Raw genomic sequence first — 15,915 nt, 5'->3', positions numbered from 1 at the left:
CCGGCCGGCCGCGTCAGGCGCGCGAGACCACCGCGTGCCGGCGCAGATCGGCCAGGCCGACGACGCGCAGGGTGGCCGCGTGGGTGGCGTCCAGCATCACCGGCGGGGCGATTCCCGCTTCCAGCGCCTCGGCCCAGCGCGCGGCGCACAGGCACCAGCGGTCGCCGGGTTTCAGCCCCGGAAAGCCGGCCTCGGGGGCAGGCGTGCTCAGATCGTTGCCGCGGCTGCGCGAGAACGCGAGGAACGCCGCGGTCATCACCGCGCACACCGTGTGCCGGCCGACGTCCTGCGGGCCGGTGTTGCAGCAGCCGTCGCGCCAGAAGCCGGTCACGGGCGCGGCGGAGCATTCCTGCAGCCGCCCGCCCAGCACGTTCAGCGGCGCGTCCTGGCCTTCGCGGCGCTCAGTCATCGCGGTACCCGGTCATCTCCAGATAGCCCTCGCCCCGGTGGGTGCCGGTATAGCTTACAGGGCCTTCCCAGTACGGAAAAGCGGTGGTCATGAAACTGTCGGGATTGAGCGCCGCGACGGTGAGGTCGAGGCCCCGGTCGGGATAGCGCACGCGCCAGCGCACCGGGATCTCGCCGCCCTCGGCGCGATGCCAGGCCAGCGGCTCGATCTCCAGCACGCCGTCGGCCAGCGGCGTCGGCGTGCCGTCGGCGGCGATCCAGGTGCCGGGGACATAGGCGCTGCCGTCGGCGCTGCGCAGGCGATAGGCCATCAGCTTCGCGCCGTCCGGCAGGTGCAGCGCGAACCAGTCCCAGCCGGTCTGCGCGCCGGTCAGCGGCTGGCTGGACCATTCCCGGTCGAGCCAGGCGCGGCCGGAGACGTCGATGCCGCGGCCATCCAGCGTCACCGTGCCCCGGGCGCTGTAGAACGGCTGGCTGTAATAGTGCGAGGCCTGCCCGGCCGCGGACTTGACCGAATAGCCGTCCTGTCCCTGCGGCACCAGCGGCCCCTCGGCGCGCAGCGTCAGGTCGTAGGAGAAATCCGCGCCTCGCGCCCGCAGCCGCAGCCGGTCGAGGCTGTCATCGGCGGCGGTCATCGCCCAGTCGTCGATCCAGGCCTCGAACGGCCCGGCGGTGACGCCGGCCTGACCGACACCGCCGCGCGCGAAGGTCTCGGCGACGCGGTGTTCTCGCGCCGTGGTCACCGCTGCGTGCCCCATCCAGACCTGCGGCGAGGCCCAGCCGTCCGCGTCGGTATCGCCGGGCGGGCGCACCGCCTGGCGGAACAGCGTCCATTGCAGGCCCAGCGGGGCGCCGTCCGGGCCGCTCAGGTTCGCGGTCACGTACCACCACTCGATCCGGAACTCCGGATGCGGCTGGTGGTCGCGCGGGAACGTCAGCCGGTAGTCGGGCGAGACGACGCCGTAACCCTCGGCATCGGTGCCCAGCCCGGCATAGCCCTGCGCGTGGGCGGCGGCGGCGAACAGCACCCCCGCCAGCATCGGAAGCAGCCTAGCGCGCATCGGAAAACACCCTCAGCAGCAGCGCCGGCGGGGTGCGCCCCAGCCGCCGGGCCGGCAGCGCGGCGGCCAGGCTCGCGGTCACCATCGCCAGCGCACCAAGCTGCAGCCACTGGCCCGGATAATGACGCAGCGGGATGCGCCAGCCGAACGCCTCGACGTTGACCACCGCCAGCAGGATCCACGCGACCAGCACGCCCAGCGGCACCGCCAGCGCCGCGGTCACCAGCGCCAGCAGCAACGCCCGGACCAGCTCCAGCCGCGCCAGCCGCGCGCGTGTCAGCCCCAGCGCCCACAGCGGCGCCAGCTGCGGCAGGCGCATCCCGGCCAGCGTCAGCAGGCTGATCAGCAGCGCCAGCCCCGCCACCGCGAAGGTCAGCACGTTCAGCGCCAGCGTCACCGCGAAGGTGCGCTCGAACACCTGCCGCGACACCGCCTTCAGCGCCGCCTGGTCCACCGCCTGTTCCGGCCCCAGCGCGAACCGCTGGTTCAGCGCCGCCACCACTTGTGGCGTGGCCCCGTCCGTCAGCCGCACCGCGAAGCGGGTCGGCGGCGGCAGCGCCCAGCGCGCGGTCAGCCGCGCGTGCGAGGTGATCGCCTGCCCGGTGGGATTGCCGTAGTCGGGGTAGATGCCCACCACCTCGGGGGTCCAGGCGGGGCCGGCGCCGCCGGGGGTCAGCCGGTCGCCCAGGGCCAGCCCGGCGGCGCGGGCGAACTGCTCGCTGACCAGCACGCCGCTGCCGTCCGCAACCCGGTCCCAGGGTGCCTCCGCCGCCTGCAGCAGCGGCCAGGATTCGCGGTACATGGCGTCGTCGCGAATGCCGTGCAGGAAATAGGGATAGCCGCCGCGGGACAGCTCCACGCTCTGGATCGGCAGCACCGCCAGCACCTCGGGGCGGTCCTGCAGCCAGGCGGTCATCGCGGCGGCCTGCCCGGCGTCGGCGCCGCGGACGTACAGCTCGGCCGCCAGCCGCTGGTCGAGCCAGTCGAGGAACGTCGCGCGGAAGCTGGACACCATCGCCCCGACGCCGATGTTCACCGACAGCGCCAGCAGCAGCGCCATCAGCGCCAGGCTGACGCCGCCGATCTGCGCGCGGCTTTCGGCCACGAACCATTCGGCCACCGGCGTCCGCGCCCGGCGCCGCGCCAGCGTCAGCACCAGCGCCAGCACCGGCGGCAGCGCCAGCACCGCCGCCAGCATCACCGCCGCCATCAGCGCAAAGCCCGCGCCCAGCCCCTCGCCGCGCCACGCCAGCGCGGCGGCGGCCAGCGCCAGCGCCGCGGCCAGCGCCGCCTGCAGCCGCAGCGTGCGCAGCTGCGCGCCGTACCACGCCTCGGTCTGCGCCGCGGCCAGCACCGGCAGCCGGTGCAGCCGCCACAGCGCCGACAGCGCCGCGACCAGCGTGCCGGCCAGCGCCATCGCGAAGCCCGTCAGCCACCAGCCGGCCCTCAGTCCAAGTTCGCCCGGCAGCTCCGCGCCGTAGAGCCCGCGCAGGCTGGCGGCGACATCGGGCAGCAGCGCCCCGGCGATGCCATAGCCCAGCGCCATGCCCAGCGCGGCCGCGACCGTGGCCAGCACCAGAAGCTCGGCCAGCAGCGCGCCGGTCAGCCGCCAGCGCCCGACGCCCAGCGCGCGCAGCGTGCGCACCATCGGCCGGCGCTGCTCGAACGCAAGGCCGATGGTGGAATGCACGATGAACAGGCCGACGACGAACGACAGGAAGCCGAACGCGGTCAGGTTCAGATGAAAGCTGTCGGTCAGCTGCGCTAGGTCGGAACTCTCGTCCGGCGGCGTCAGCGTCAGCCCGGTGCCGGTCAGCGTGTCCGGCGGCGGCAGGCCCCCGGGCTGCTCCGGTGCCACCAGCAGCCGGTCGATGCGCCCGTCGCGGGCCAGCAGGCGGTCGGCCAGCGCGATGTCGGCGATCAGCACGCCCGGCGGCAGTTCCGGATCGGCCCGCGTGGCCCATGCGCCCGCGGGCAGGCGCGCCAGCGTCTCGGGGCTGCCGATCAGCCGGTAGGGCGGGGTGACGAAGGCGACCAGGTCGGCCTCGGTTCCGATCCGCCCGCCGCCCGGTGCGCCGGCAGGAAGCGTCAGTGGCTCGACCCCGAGCAGGCGGAACCGGTCGCCGCCGGCCTGCCAGCTGCCGTCCAGCACCGGCGAGACCCGCCAGCCCGCGCGGCGCAGCGCGGCGTAGTCCGCAACCGACACCGCTTGCCCGCCGGGGCCGGTGATCGCGGCGAACCGGTCGCCGCCCAGAACCGCGGCGGCGCGATCGTACGAGGCGCGCGCCTGCGCGTTCAGCGCCTGCACCCCGCTCCACAGGGCGGTCGCCGCCGCCAGCCCGACGACCAGCGCCAGCAGTTGCCACGGTCGCCGGCGCCAGTGGCTGAGCAGCGTCGCCAGAAGCGTGCCGAAGCCGGTCATTCCAGCCGCCCGGCGTGCAGCCGCTCGACCCGGCGCAGGCGGCCGGCCAGCCGCGGCGAGTGCGTCACCAGGATCAGCGCCATGCCGGCCTCGGCGACCAGTTCAAGCAGCAGGTCCATGACCCGGTCGCCGGTGGCCTCGTCCAGGTTGCCGGTCGGCTCGTCGGCCAGCAGCAGGGGCGGCGCCGCGGCCAGCGCGCGGGCGATGGCGACGCGCTGCTGCTGGCCGCCGGACAGCTGCTCGGGAAAGCGCGCCTCCAGCCCGGTCAGGCCCAGCCGCTCGCTCAGCCGGGCGGCACGCCCGGCGTCGTGGCGCCCGGCCAGCCGGGCCTGCAGCGCGATGTTCTGCGCCACCGTCAGGCTCTGCACCAGGTTGAACTGCTGGAACACCAGGCCGACCAGGTCGCGGCGGGCGGCGGCGCGGCCGGCGTCGTCCAGCGCGGCCAGTTCGCGCCCGTCCAGCACCACCCGCCCGGCATCGGGCGCGTCCAGCCCCGCGATCAGGTGCAGCAGGGTGCTTTTGCCGCTGCCCGATTCGCCCACCAGCGCCATGGTCTCGCCGGCGCCCAGCGTCAGGCTCACCCCGTCGAGGATGGTCAGCGCGCCGTACCGCTTGGTCAGGTTCTGGACGTCGAGCATCGGCCGGTCCCTCGGGTTCACCGGCGACGGTAGCACCCGGCGGGCGGAAGCCAAGGCTGGCGACGCGCATGCGACGGTCCACCGCGCAACCGCGCTGCCGGGGCCCCGCGTCGGCCTTGTGGGGAATCGGGCGGTGGGACAGTCTCCGGGTAGGCTCATGCCCGGAGGGAACACCGATGCCTCGTCTCGTCCTGATCCTGTTGCTGCTTGGTGCCGTCGCCGGCGGAGCGATCGCGCAGACCGCGCCGGTGCCGGCCAAGCGCCCGGTGTTCGAATGGGACGTGGACTTCTACGGCGGCGATCTGCGGGCGATCTTCGACACCACGCTGGGGCTGTGCCGCACCGCCTGCGCGGCCGAGGGCGACTGCCGGGCGTTCACCTACAACACCCGCGCCGCGGCCTGTTTCCTGAAGACCGACGTCAGCCGGCGCGATCCGTACCTGGGCGCGGTCTCGGCGATGATGGTGCCGGCGGCGCCGGACGCGCTGTCCCGCGCGCAGGCGCAGGGCGAGCGGCTGGACTTCCTGCCGTCGGGGCGGATCGATGCCGCCCGCGCGCAGGCCGAGCGGCTGGCCTTCGACTTCCGCGGCGGCTCGGACGCCGCGGCGCGGCTGGCGCAGGCGCGGTCGCTGGCACAGGCCGGCGATCCGGCCGGGGCGATGCAGCAGGCCGCCGTCGCCGTGGCGCTGGTCGACCGGCATGACATGTGGCTGGCCTATTCGGAATACGCCAGCGCGGTCGAGACCGACGACTACGCCGAGCAACGCCGCCTGCGCGAGGAGGCGCTGCTGGCCGCGGTCAACGGCTGGCTGCGCGCCCCCGACGGCCCGGCGCAGGCCGCCGCGGCGCAGCGCCTGGCCGAGGCGCTGGAGGCGGCGGACGACGGCCGCCGCGCGATCGATGCGCTGCGGCTGGCGCTGGAGAGCGGCCCGCGCCGCGACCTGGAGGCGGCGCTGGAGCGCGCCCGGCGGCTGTTCGGCTTTCGCGTCATCGACACCACCGTGGACAGCGACGCCGCCAGCCCGCGCGTGTGCCTGACCTTCTCGGAGCCGCTGGTCGCGGGCGCGGTGGACTACGCCGACTACGTGCAGCTGCCCGACGCCGACCTGACGGTCAGCGCCCGCGACCGGCAGCTGTGCGTCGAGGGCGTGGCGCACGGCGCGCGGCTGTCCTTCACCCTGCGCGCCGGCCTGCCCGCGATCAGCGGCGAGAGCCTCGGCCGCAGCGTCGAGCAGTCGGTCTATGTCCGCGACCGCGCGCCCTCGGCCCGGTTTCCCGGCCGCGCCTACGTGCTGCCGCGCACCGACAGCGCCGCGATCCCGCTGGTCAGCGTCAACGCGCCCGAGGTGCAGGTCTCGATCCACCGCATCCCCGACGCCGGGCTGCGTGCCGCGCTGCGCGAGCAGTTGGTCGGCAGCCAGATCTCGGCCAACGACCAGCGCCGCATCGCCGACAGCCTGGGCGCGGCGGTCTGGACCGGCACCGCGCGCGTCGAGACGCGGCTCAACCTCGACGTCACCGCCACGCTGCCGGTGGGCGAGGCGGTCGCCGGTTTCGAGCCGGGCGTCTACGCGATGACCGCCAGCCTGCCCGGCACCGGCGAATGGCAGAGCGTCGCGACGCAGTGGTTCATCGTCACCGACCTCGGCCTGGCGACGATGCAGGGCGAGGACGGACTGCATGCCTTCGTCCGCGCGCTGGGCAGCGCCGCGCCGCTGGCCGGTGTCGAGCTGACGCTGGCAGCGCGCTCGGGCGCGACGCTGGGCACCGCGACGACCGACGCCGAGGGCTATGCCGCCTTCCCCGCCGCGCTGACCCGCGGCACCGGGGGCGATTCGCCGGCGCTGCTGACGGCGACCGGCCCGCAGGGCGATTACGCCTACCTGGACCTGACCGAGGCCGGGCTGGACCTGTCGGACCGCGGTGTTGACGGCCGCGCCGCGCCGCCGCCGGTGGACGTGTTCCTGGCCACCGAGCGCGGCATTTACCGCCCCGGCGACACGCTCCACGCCACGATCCTGGCGCGCGATACCGACGCGCGGGCGATCCCGGGCCTGCCGCTGACCGTGATCACCACCCGCCCCGACGGGGTCGAGCATGACCGCCGCGTCTTGCCCGATGCCGGCGCGGGGGGCCGCGCGCTGGCGCTGGAGCTGCCGCCGGGCGCGCAGCGCGGCACCTGGACGCTGGCGGTGTACGCCGACCCCGAAGCCCCGGCGCTGGCCCGTGCCGCGGTGCTGGTCGAGGATTTCGTGCCCGAGCGGATCGACTTCGACCTGGGCCTGCCGCCGGGCGCGCTCGACCCCGCGGCGCCGCTGCCGCTGACGATTTCGGCGCGCTACCTTTACGGCGCGCCGGGCGCGGATCTGGGCATCGAGGGCGAGCTGCGCGTCGGCCCGGCCGACACGTTGCCGGATTGGACCGGTTTTCGCTTCGGCGCGCCGGACGCGCCGGCCGAGCCGCTGGAGACGCTGCTGCCGGGCGGCACCACCGGCGCCGACGGCAGCGCCCGGCTGGATCTGACCCTGCCGATGCCCGGCACCGTCACCGGCCCGCTGGAGGCGTGGCTGACGGTGCGCCTGAGCGACGCATCGGGCCGCCCGGTCGAGCGGCGCGAGACCCGGCCGGTCGCGCCGCCCGCGCCGCTGATCGGGATCCGGCCGCTGTTCGACGGCGCGGCGCAGCAGGGCGCCGCCGCCGGCTTCGAGGTGATCGCGCTGGCCGCCGGCGGTGCGCGCACCGCGCGCGACGGCCTGCGGTGGGAGCTGTTCCGCGTCCGCACCGACCACCAGTGGTACGAGGTCGGCGGCAACTGGAACTACGAGCCGATCACCACGCGCGAGCGGGTCGCCGACGGCACGCTCGACATCCCGGCGCAGGCGCCCGCACGGCTGCAGGCGCCGGTGGACTGGGGCCACTACGAGTTGCAGATCGCCGGCGGGCAGGGCGGCTACGCCCGCACACTGCTGACCTTCGACGCCGGCTGGTATGCCGCCGGTGCCGGTACCGAAACGCCCGACCTGCTGGAGCTGTCGCTCGACCGCGACCGCTATGCGCCGGGCGACACCGCCACCCTGCGGCTGGAGCCGCGCGCGCCGGGCGAGATCCAGGTCACGGTGCTGGCCGGCGGGCTGATCGACCGGCGCAGCGTCACCGCGACGAAGGCCGGGCCGCTGGAGCTGGCGTTGCCTGTCACCGACGCCTGGGGGCCGGGCGCCTATGTGCTGGCCAGCCATGTCCGGCCGCTGGATCCGGCCGCCGGGCAGAACCCGGCGCGGGCGCTCGGGCTCGGCTGGGTCGGCGTCGATCCGGGGCCGCGGGCACTGGCCGCCCGCTTCGTCTCGGCGGCCGAGGCCGACCCGCGCGGCGTCCACCGGGCGGTGCTGCAGGTCGATGGCGTACAGCCGGGCCAGACCGTCTGGGCCACCGTCTCGGCGGTCGACGTGGGCATCCTGAACGTCACCGGCCACCGGGATCCCGACCCGCAGGGCCATTACCTGGGCCAGCGGCGGCTGGGGGTGGAACTGCGAGACGTCTACGGCCGGCTGATCGACGGGTTCGGCGGCACGCCGGGCGCGCTGCGACAGGGCGGCGATGGCGGCGCCATGGGGCGGCAGTCGCCGCCGCCGACAGAAACGCCGGTGGCGCAGTTCTCCGGCCCGCTGCAGGTCGGCGCCGACGGCCGGGTGACGGTCCCGGTCGACCTGCCGGACTTCAACGGCACCGTGCGGCTGGCGGCGGTGGTCTGGTCGGACAGCGGCGTGGGGCAGGCGGCGCAGGACCTGCTGGTGCGCGACCCGGTCGTGCTCAGCGCCAGCCTGCCGCGCTTTCTCGCCCCCGGCGACCGGGCAACGCTGAGCCTTGCGCTGGCGCATGTCTCGGGGCCCGCCGGCGAGATGCAGGTGGCCTTCACCGGCACCGAGGACGTGCCGCTGCCGCAGCAGCCGCAATCCGTGACGCTGGACGCGGGCGCGCGCGCGGACATCTCGGTGCCGCTGCAGGCGGGCGCCGTCGGCGACAACCGCCTGCACCTGGCGGTGACCACGCCGGACGGCCGGGTGCTGACCAAGACGCTGACGCTGGGGATCCGCGCCAACGATCCCGAGATCGCGCGCCAGACCCGGCTGGAACTGGCCGCGGGCGGCGGGCTGTCGCTGGGCCCCGAGCTGTTCGCCGGGCTGGTGCCGGGCACCGGGCGGGTGCTGCTGTCGGCCGGGCCGCTGGCGCGGTTCGACGTGCCGGGGCTGCTGACCGCGCTCGACACCTATCCCTACGGCTGCACCGAGCAGATCACCTCGCGCGCGCTGCCGCTGGTCTACTACGACCGGCTGGCCGGGGCGCTGGACCTCGGCGGGCGCGACGCGCTGCGCCAGCGGCTGGCCGAGGCGATCGAGGCGGTGCTGGGCCGGCAGGCGCGCAACGGCGGGTTCGGCATGTGGTCCGCCGGCTCCGAGACGCTGTGGCTGGACGCCTACGTCACCGACTTCCTGTCGCGCGCCCGTGCCGCCGGGCACGCGGTGCCGGAGCGGGCGTTCCGCGCGGCGCTCGACAACCTGTCGAACCAGGTCAACGCCGCGCCCGATTTCGAGGCGGGCGGCGAGGGCATCGCCTATGCGTTGCTGGTGCTGGCGCGCGAGGGGGCGGCGTCGATCGGAGATCTGCGCTACTACGCCGACGCCCGCGCCGACGCCTTCGCCACGCCGCTGGCGCTGGCGCAGCTGGGCGCGGCGCTGGCCGCCTATGGCGATCCGGGCCGGGCCGACGCGATGTTCCGCGCCGCCGCCGGCCGGCTGGACGGGAACGCGGCGGCGGACACCGGCTGGCGTGCCGACTACGGCAGCGTCGCCCGCGACCGGGCGGCGGTGCTGACGCTTGCGGTCGAGGCCGGAACCGAGGCCGTCGACCGTGCCCGCCTGTCGCAGGCGGTGGCGAACGCCGCCGGCCCGGCCCGCGCCGCGTCCTCCACCCAGGAGAAGCTGTGGACCGTGCTGGCCGCGCACGCGCTGGGCGCCGAGGCCGGCATGCCCGGGCTGACGCTCGGCGGGCAGGACCTCGGCGCCGTTGCCGCGCGGCAGCTGGACGCGGCGCAGCTTGCCGCGCCGGTCGAGCTGCGCAACGACGGCGCCGCCGCGGTGCCGGTGGTGCTGTCGGTGTTCGGCACCCCGGCCACGGACGCACCGGCGCAGGGCAACGGCTATCGCATCGAGCGGGCGCTCTACCGGCTTGACGGCACGCCGGTCGAGGACGGGCAGATCGCCCGCAACGACCGGCTGGTGGTCGTGCTGCGCATCGCCCCAGAACGCCCGGCGCAGGCGCGGCTGATGGTCGAGGATCCGGTGCCGGCGGGGTTCGAGATCGAGAACCCGAACCTCGTCTCCAGCGGCGGGACCGCGGCGCTGGGCTGGCTGGATCTGGACGATGTCGCGCACTACCGCTCGGCGCAGACCGACCGCTTCACCGCGGCGGTGGACTGGCGCGGCACCCGGCCGTTCCGGCTGGCCTACGTGGTCCGGGCCGTCTCGCCCGGCAGCTTCCGCCAGCCCGCGGCTTCGGTCGAGGACATGTACCGCCCCGCCTACCGCGCCCGCACCGGCACCGGGCGGGTGACGGTGACGGCGGGCGGATGAGCCGCCGCCGCGCGCTGCGCGCGGCGCTGGCCGGTGCTGCGCTGACGGCGGGCGCGGCGCTGGCGGCCGACCGCTGGGTCGCGGCCACGCCGCTGCCGCCGCTGGCCGCGCCGACCTCGGTGCTGGCCGCCGACCGGCACGGCGTGCCGCTGCGCGTGTTCCTCGCCGCCGACGACCGCTGGCGGCTGCCGGTGGCGCTGGACACGGTCGATCCGGCCTATCTGGAGATGCTGATCGCCTACGAGGACAAGCGCTTTTACCGTCACGCGGGCGTCGATCCGCTGGCGCTGGCCCGCGCCGCCCGCGACAGCCTGCTGGCCGGACGGATCGTCTCGGGCGGCTCGACGCTGACCATGCAGGTCGCGCGGCTGCTGGACGACGGCACCACCGGGCGCTGGACGGGCAAGCTGCGGCAGATCCGGCTGGCGCTGGCGCTGGAGCGGGTGCTGTCGAAGCGCGAGATTCTCGAGATCTACCTTTCCCGCGCGCCGTTCGGCGGCAACATCGAGGGCGTGCGCGCCGGCGCCTTCAGCTGGTTCGGCAAGGACGCCCGGCGGCTGGCGCCCGCCGAGGCGGCGCTGCTGGTGGCGCTGCCGCAGGCCCCCGAGGCGCGGCGTCCGGACCGCGCGCCCGGCGTCGCCCGCGCCGCCCGCAACGCGGTGCTGCGCCGCGCCGCCGCCGCCGGCGCGCTCGATCCCGCGCTGCTGGACCGTGCCCGCGCCGCGCCGGTCCCCAGCCGGCGCCGCGCCTTTCCCGACCGCGCCTGGCACCTGGCCGACCGCGCCCGCGCCGACGCGCCCGCCGCCCCGGTGCACCGGCTGCCGGTCGAGGCCGGCGCCCAGGGCGCGATCGAGGATCTGCTGGCGCGCGCCGTCGAGGGCCTGCCGCCGGGGGTGGCCGCGGCGGCGACCGTCTACGACCACCGCGCGGGCCAGATGCTGGCGCAGGTCGGCGCGGCGCGCGCCGGGCGGGCCGCGCGCGGCGGCTATATCGACATGACGCGGGCGGTGCGCTCGCCGGGCTCGGCGCTGAAGCCCTTCGTCTACGCGCTGGCCTTCGCCGATGGTCTCGCCCACCCCGAGACGCGGCTGAACGACCGGCCGACCGATTTCGGCGGCTATGCGCCGCGCAATTTCGACGGCGGGTTTCGCGGGCCGGTGTCGGCGCGGCAGGCGCTGCAGGCGTCGCTGAACGTGCCGGCGGTCGCGCTGCTGGACGCGCTGGGCCCGCGCCGGCTGGTGGCGTTCCTGAACCGGGCGGGCGCGTCGCCGCACACCCCCGACGGGGCGGCGCCGGGGCTGGCCGCGGCGCTGGGCGGACTGGGCCTGAGCCTGCAGGACCTGGTGTCGCTGTATGCGGTGCTGGCGCGGGGCGGGCAGGACGCCGAGGGCCGCCGGCTGCTGGATCCGGCGGCGGCCTGGTACGTCACCGACATCCTGCGCGGTGCGCCCCCGCCCGAGGCCGGCGCGGGGGGCGACATCGCCTTCAAGACCGGCACCTCCTACGGCTACCGCGACGCCTGGGCGGTGGGCTACGACGGCGCGCATGTGGTCGGGATCTGGGTCGGTCGACCGGACGGCGGCAGTGTGCCGGGCCTGTCCGGGCAGGGCACCGCCGCACCGCTGCTGTTCCAGGCGTTCGGGCGGCTGGGGCCGCGGCGGGCGGCGTTGCCCGGCCCGCCGCCCGCCGCGCTGACCGGCGGGCTCGCCGACCTGCCGGCGCCGCTGCGTGTCCTCGGCGGCGGCGCCGACGAAGGCCTGGGGGTGGCGCTGGCCTACCCGCCCGCCGGTGCGACGCTGCAGCTGGCCGCGCCCGCCGGCGGCGACGCGGCGCATCTGGTGGCCAAGCTGGAGCGCGGCACGCCGCCCTTCACCTGGATGATCGACCAGCGGGTGATCGCGTGGGACCGGCAGGCGCGCAGCCTGGTGTGGCCGGTGGCGGACCCGGGGTTCGTGACCGTAACGGTGCTGGATGCGGCGGGAACCTCGGCCCGGGCCACGGTGCTGGTGCAGCGGCCCTGAGCGGGCAGCCCCCCTGCTGCGACGCGCGGCTGGGCGTCGATCGCGGCGCGGGCTGGAATCAGGATGCCCGGGCCCACCCCCGCGAGCCCGGGCAATTCTCTACGCGTCAGCGTGTCCGCGCCTGAGCGGCTTCGCCCTGTACAAGGAGCAACGCAACCTACGCTCCGAAAGCAACTACTAAGGGCGGGACGGAGCCACAGTGCTCCGTCCGTTCCGCATCGCCGGCAGCCCCCACTGCCGGGCACGGAACCGTCCAAGCGGCCGGTCACGGGCAGATCGTCACCAAAGCAAACGACCCTGCCGACCCCGAAAAGGGGCCCGACCAAGCACTCGCTACACCAGCGGTCCGACACACCCGGCCCACCGGTCGCTGCACGTCCGGATCCCTGGCAGGGCCCAATTACGCATCCCCCTTGGTAAGATGAGGGGGCCCTGCCGATCCGCCCGTTCAGGCGACGATTCAAATTATAGGGATAATCTCGCAGCGCGCCAGAATGTGCATTTTTGCATCGGCAGCGATAATGCCGAGTGTGAGAAAGTGCACGATTCGGCTTAGGCGTCGGCGGCGACAGTTCTGGCGCCGCGCAATTCTTCAATACTTGCTATGACTTCAGAAATAATACCGGCCTCTTTGTCGAGGCCGCACCTGAATAGTTCGCCCTGCATATAGACCATCATTCTCAGGATGGCCTCATGCTCTTTGTTTCTTCTTGGCGTCTGATCCAACGAGGGCCTCGCTACTCAAAGACACAGACGGATTGCTCCCACTCGCTGAAGTTGACTGTGGAAATTCGCCCAGATTGTGGCATCACCGCGGCGACCTCGCGAACGGCCCGTGTCGCCGTGCTGCGTATATGCAGCGCGCCATCGGGCAAAACCACCTGCGCGTCGCGGCCATAGGGGCGGGAATCGCGGGCGGTGGCCATCAGCGACGAATCGCTCCGGGGTCCGGTCAGGACCAGGTCGCGCCGGGTTATGCTTCTGAACGCGTTGGCGAATTCCCGGTTCTGGAACATCGAGCCCGGGGCGTGGTCGAACACCCGGTCGGTGATCTTCGGGCGGCAGTCCGGCAGCCAGACACCCGCTTCCGGTGCGCGATCCTCGGGCACCAGGCGCGAGAACGCCAGCGGTGCCCGCAGGCGCCGCGACAGCGCGACGACCTGGGTGATCGTGTCCAGTTCCTCCTGCGACAGCGGCGGGTCCAGCTCGAATCGCCGGTAGGCGCCAAAGATCAGGACAAGCGGCGTGGTGCGCTTGAAGACGCTGTCGGACGGCCTGATGATGATGCTCATGGCGCGCGCTCCCTATTCCGCCGCGATCGCATAGCTGCCCTGCTCGGCGCTGCGGTCGACCGAGTCCTCCAGCACGCCGCGCCGGTCCCACTCGCCCTCGGGGCGCAGCAGCTCGTAGGGATCGCTTTCCAGCGTGATGGCGTTCTCGGGCAATTCGCCCTCCCAGATCATTTCGGTGTAGGAGTAATCGGAGAACACCAGGCTACGGCCCGTGTCTGCCACGCGACATCCGAACATCTTGTAAAGCGGGATCAGCTCGTTTCGCGCGTGGCCGAGGATCTTGGTGAACCCCTTGCGCAGGCAGTGGTCGAACGCGGCGCGGATCATCTTGAAGGCGATGCGCGACTTGCGATAGCGCGGACGCACCGCCAGCCGCTCGATCTTGGCGAAGCCTCCGAAATAGCGGATGCGCACGCAGGCCACCGGCTCGCCGTCGACCCAGCCGATCATGTGGGTGGCGCAGAAGTCGTTGCCGTCGAACTCTTCCTCGTAGGGGCAGTCCTGCTCGGCCATGTAGACGGCGGCGCGGATCGTGGTGACGCGCATGATGTCCTCGATGGTCTTGGCCGTGGTCACGGCAAGTTTCGGGCGCGGGCGAGCGGGGGCGGCGGAGTGCGGGTCGGCGCCGAATGCGATTTGACCGTCGGGCATTGGGGAGTCTCCTGGAGCAGGCGGTTTTCGATTGCAGATGTGTCCCCGAACAGGGGTGACGGTTTACTCAGCCGCGCGGACGTCTGGACAGGCGCGGGTACAGATACAGGTTGGGTGAGCGCGGATCGTCGACCGGCTTGAAGCCGACCGACCGCATGATGCGGCGCCCGGCGGGGGTGGAGCCGTTGCCGTAGAGGTCCAGATCGCGATAGTCGGGCGTCGACAGCCGTTCCGCGATCAGCGGGATCGCCGCCGCGGCCATCGCCGGTGCGAACACGCCCCACTTGTAGATCGCCGACACCGGCTCGCCGGTGGCCGCCACGTGCGACAGTCGCGGATCGTGCGCCTCGAAGCTTCCGTCCAGAAGGGCGGCGCGCCCTTCCTCGGTCAGCATCGCCATCGCGTACATGCCGATCAGATCGCCGCTCCGCCGGTCGAAGATCGACCAGAGGTTGTCCAGATGCCGTTTTCGTATACTCTCGCAGGTATCCAGGCTGGCCATGCGCTGCATCAGCGCGGCAGCCGCCCGGGGATAGATTGCGCGTAATTCGACGTGACGGGCCCGTGTCACGAGAACGCGGCGTCTTGCCGGTTCCGGGTCCAGAGTGTCGAATTCCTTGGCGAGGTGCATCATCGGCTCAATCTATTCGGCCAAAAAGACCAAAATTCCTCCTTAATTCTGCCGCACACGAGTATTTACGGTTGAAAATTAGCTTGCCGAATTCGCCTTTGCAGCGCATAGTGTTTGCAACGGACTGATGCGGAATTGCAGCGGGGCGACATGAAACACGCGACTCCGGACCCTTCCTGGGATGATTTGAAGGTATTTCTGGCCTGTGCGCGTGCTCTGAGCTTCAGGGCGGCCGCAAAGAAACTGGGCCTGACCAGCTCTACAGTTGTGCGGAGAATCAGCGCCCTCGAAGAAGAGCTGGGATTCCAGCTGTTCGACCGGCTGCCCAACGGCGTGCAGTTGACGCGCGAGGCGTCGCGGCTGGTGTCGTCAGCGAACCAGATCGAACAGGGCGCGTTCGATTTCCAGCGCCGGATCGAGACCTTCGATCCGAACAAGCGCGGCATCGTTCGCATCGCCGCGACCGAGGGCATCGGCTCGTACTGGCTGATGCCGCGGCTGATCGAGTTCCAGCGCGGCAACCCGATGATGGTGATCGACCTGAAGGCCGCAGAAGTGCCGGTCGACGTCAGCCGGATGGAGGCCGACGTCGCGATCCAGTTCGCCGAACCGCAGAACCCGCACGTGATGCGCCGCCGGCTGGCCTCGCTGCACGTCTATCCCTACGCCTCGCGCCGTTACATCGACGTCTACGGCGTGCCGCAAAGCCGCGCCGAGATGCTGGACCATCGGCTGGTCGACCAGGTCGGCCCGCAGCTGGACCAGGGCGCCTGGCCGCGCTACCTCGGGATCGAGGACATCGAGGGCGTGGTCGGCATCCGCACCAACTCGTCCGCGGCGCACTTCTACGCGGTCGAGCGCGGCGCCGGCATCGGCGGCCTGCCGACCTTCGCCTCGGCGCTGGGCGCGGACCTGGTGCCGATCGACATCGGCGTCCACCACCGCATCGACATCTGGATGACCTATCACCCGGACGCGCGCAGGACGCCGCGGATCGCCACCATCATCGACTGGCTGATCGGCGCCTTCGATGCCAGCAAGTATCCCTGGTTCCGCGATGAGTTCATCCACCCCAGCGCCTTCGGCGAGTTCGACAGCCGGCACTGGCAGGACAGCACGGCTCGCGGGTTCGCCGCCACCGGAAACCTTCGGGAAATCGGCTGA

At 73.4% G+C, this 15,915-nt stretch carries 11 protein-coding genes; 3 read left to right on the top strand and 8 right to left on the bottom strand.

Going from position 1 to position 15,915, the window contains the following annotated elements; genetic code table 11:
- Window positions 1–13: 13 nt before the first annotated feature.
- Genes GE300_RS01740 through GE300_RS01725 form a run of 4 tightly spaced genes read right to left on the bottom strand, consistent with a single transcriptional unit; the run spans window position 14 to window position 4,529 of the window.
- Complete coding sequence (locus tag GE300_RS01740) at window positions 14–409, bottom strand: DUF2237 family protein (protein ID WP_154444305.1); 396 nt, start codon at window positions 407–409, stop codon at window positions 14–16.
- On the bottom strand, window positions 402–1,469 hold the full coding sequence (locus GE300_RS01735; protein WP_154444303.1) for a lipocalin-like domain-containing protein: 1,068 nt from the start codon (window positions 1,467–1,469) through the stop codon (window positions 402–404). The genes GE300_RS01740 and GE300_RS01735 overlap by 8 nt, the downstream gene beginning before the upstream one ends.
- Window positions 1,459–3,891, bottom strand: a complete 2,433-nt coding sequence (locus GE300_RS01730) for an ABC transporter permease (protein WP_154444301.1) — start codon at window positions 3,889–3,891, stop codon at window positions 1,459–1,461. The genes GE300_RS01735 and GE300_RS01730 overlap by 11 nt, the downstream gene beginning before the upstream one ends.
- Window positions 3,888–4,529, bottom strand: coding sequence for an ABC transporter ATP-binding protein (locus GE300_RS01725; RefSeq protein WP_154444299.1), 642 nt, complete (start codon window positions 4,527–4,529; stop codon window positions 3,888–3,890). Before GE300_RS01725 ends, GE300_RS01730 begins: the two co-directional genes overlap by 4 nt.
- Before the next feature lie 176 nt (window positions 4,530–4,705).
- Between GE300_RS01725 and GE300_RS01720 the strand changes: the two genes are divergently transcribed.
- Together GE300_RS01720 and pbpC are read left to right on the top strand one after the other, a co-directional pair.
- Window positions 4,706–10,156 (top strand): alpha-2-macroglobulin family protein, encoded by a 5,451-nt coding sequence (locus GE300_RS01720; protein ID WP_154444297.1) that lies wholly within the window; start codon window positions 4,706–4,708, stop codon window positions 10,154–10,156.
- Window positions 10,153–12,177 carry a penicillin-binding protein 1C gene (gene pbpC / locus GE300_RS01715; RefSeq protein WP_154444295.1) on the top strand — a complete coding sequence of 675 codons (2,025 nt, stop codon included), beginning with the start codon at window positions 10,153–10,155 and terminating at the stop codon, window positions 12,175–12,177. Before GE300_RS01720 ends, pbpC begins: the two co-directional genes overlap by 4 nt.
- A 552-nt stretch (window positions 12,178–12,729) precedes the next feature.
- Here pbpC and GE300_RS01710 read toward each other — a convergent pair.
- The 4 genes from GE300_RS01710 to GE300_RS01695 all read right to left on the bottom strand — a co-directional run bounded on the left by GE300_RS01710 (window position 12,730) and on the right by GE300_RS01695 (window position 14,622).
- On the bottom strand, window positions 12,730–12,903 hold the full coding sequence (locus GE300_RS01710; protein WP_154444293.1) for a hypothetical protein: 174 nt from the start codon (window positions 12,901–12,903) through the stop codon (window positions 12,730–12,732).
- Between the two features lie 11 nt (window positions 12,904–12,914).
- Entirely contained in the window at window positions 12,915–13,469 is a 555-nt protein-coding gene (locus GE300_RS01705; RefSeq protein ID WP_154444291.1) for an isochorismatase family protein, read from the bottom strand.
- A 12-nt stretch (window positions 13,470–13,481) separates the two neighbouring features.
- The gene (locus GE300_RS01700; protein WP_154444289.1) at window positions 13,482–14,120 is read right to left on the bottom strand and encodes a GNAT family N-acetyltransferase; all 639 of its coding nucleotides are present in this window, start codon (window positions 14,118–14,120) and stop codon (window positions 13,482–13,484) included.
- 67 nt (window positions 14,121–14,187) lie between these two features.
- Window positions 14,188–14,622, bottom strand: a complete 435-nt coding sequence (locus tag GE300_RS01695) for a hypothetical protein (RefSeq protein ID WP_154444287.1) — start codon at window positions 14,620–14,622, stop codon at window positions 14,188–14,190.
- Between the two features lie 279 nt (window positions 14,623–14,901).
- Between GE300_RS01695 and GE300_RS01690 the strand changes: the two genes are divergently transcribed.
- Window positions 14,902–15,915, top strand: coding sequence for a LysR family transcriptional regulator (locus tag GE300_RS01690; protein WP_154444285.1), 1,014 nt, complete (start codon window positions 14,902–14,904; stop codon window positions 15,913–15,915).

Source organism: Halovulum marinum, assembly GCF_009697225.1.
GTDB classification, from domain to species: domain Bacteria; phylum Pseudomonadota; class Alphaproteobacteria; order Rhodobacterales; family Rhodobacteraceae; genus Halovulum; species Halovulum marinum.
Note: the sequence above shows the minus strand (reverse complement) of the source record. Positions and strands in the feature narration are given on the sequence as shown.

Excerpts from the sequence above, each read along its gene's own strand:
- GE300_RS01730 (WP_154444301.1), bottom strand. The coding sequence starts at position 3,891 with ATGACCGGCTTCGGCACGCTTCTGGCGACGCTGCTCAGCCACTGGCGC.
- GE300_RS01720 (WP_154444297.1), top strand. The coding sequence starts at position 4,706 with ATGCCTCGTCTCGTCCTGATCCTGTTGCTGCTTGGTGCCGTCGCCGGC.
- GE300_RS01705 (WP_154444291.1), bottom strand. The coding sequence starts at position 13,469 with ATGAGCATCATCATCAGGCCGTCCGACAGCGTCTTCAAGCGCACCACG.
- GE300_RS01700 (WP_154444289.1), bottom strand. The coding sequence starts at position 14,120 with ATGCCCGACGGTCAAATCGCATTCGGCGCCGACCCGCACTCCGCCGCC.
- pbpC (WP_154444295.1), top strand. The coding sequence starts at position 10,153 with ATGAGCCGCCGCCGCGCGCTGCGCGCGGCGCTGGCCGGTGCTGCGCTG.
- GE300_RS01690 (WP_154444285.1), top strand. The coding sequence starts at position 14,902 with ATGAAACACGCGACTCCGGACCCTTCCTGGGATGATTTGAAGGTATTT.
- GE300_RS01725 (WP_154444299.1), bottom strand. The coding sequence starts at position 4,529 with ATGCTCGACGTCCAGAACCTGACCAAGCGGTACGGCGCGCTGACCATC.
- GE300_RS01695 (WP_154444287.1), bottom strand. The coding sequence starts at position 14,622 with ATGGCCAGCCTGGATACCTGCGAGAGTATACGAAAACGGCATCTGGAC.
- GE300_RS01740 (WP_154444305.1), bottom strand. The coding sequence starts at position 409 with ATGACTGAGCGCCGCGAAGGCCAGGACGCGCCGCTGAACGTGCTGGGC.
- GE300_RS01735 (WP_154444303.1), bottom strand. The coding sequence starts at position 1,469 with ATGCGCGCTAGGCTGCTTCCGATGCTGGCGGGGGTGCTGTTCGCCGCC.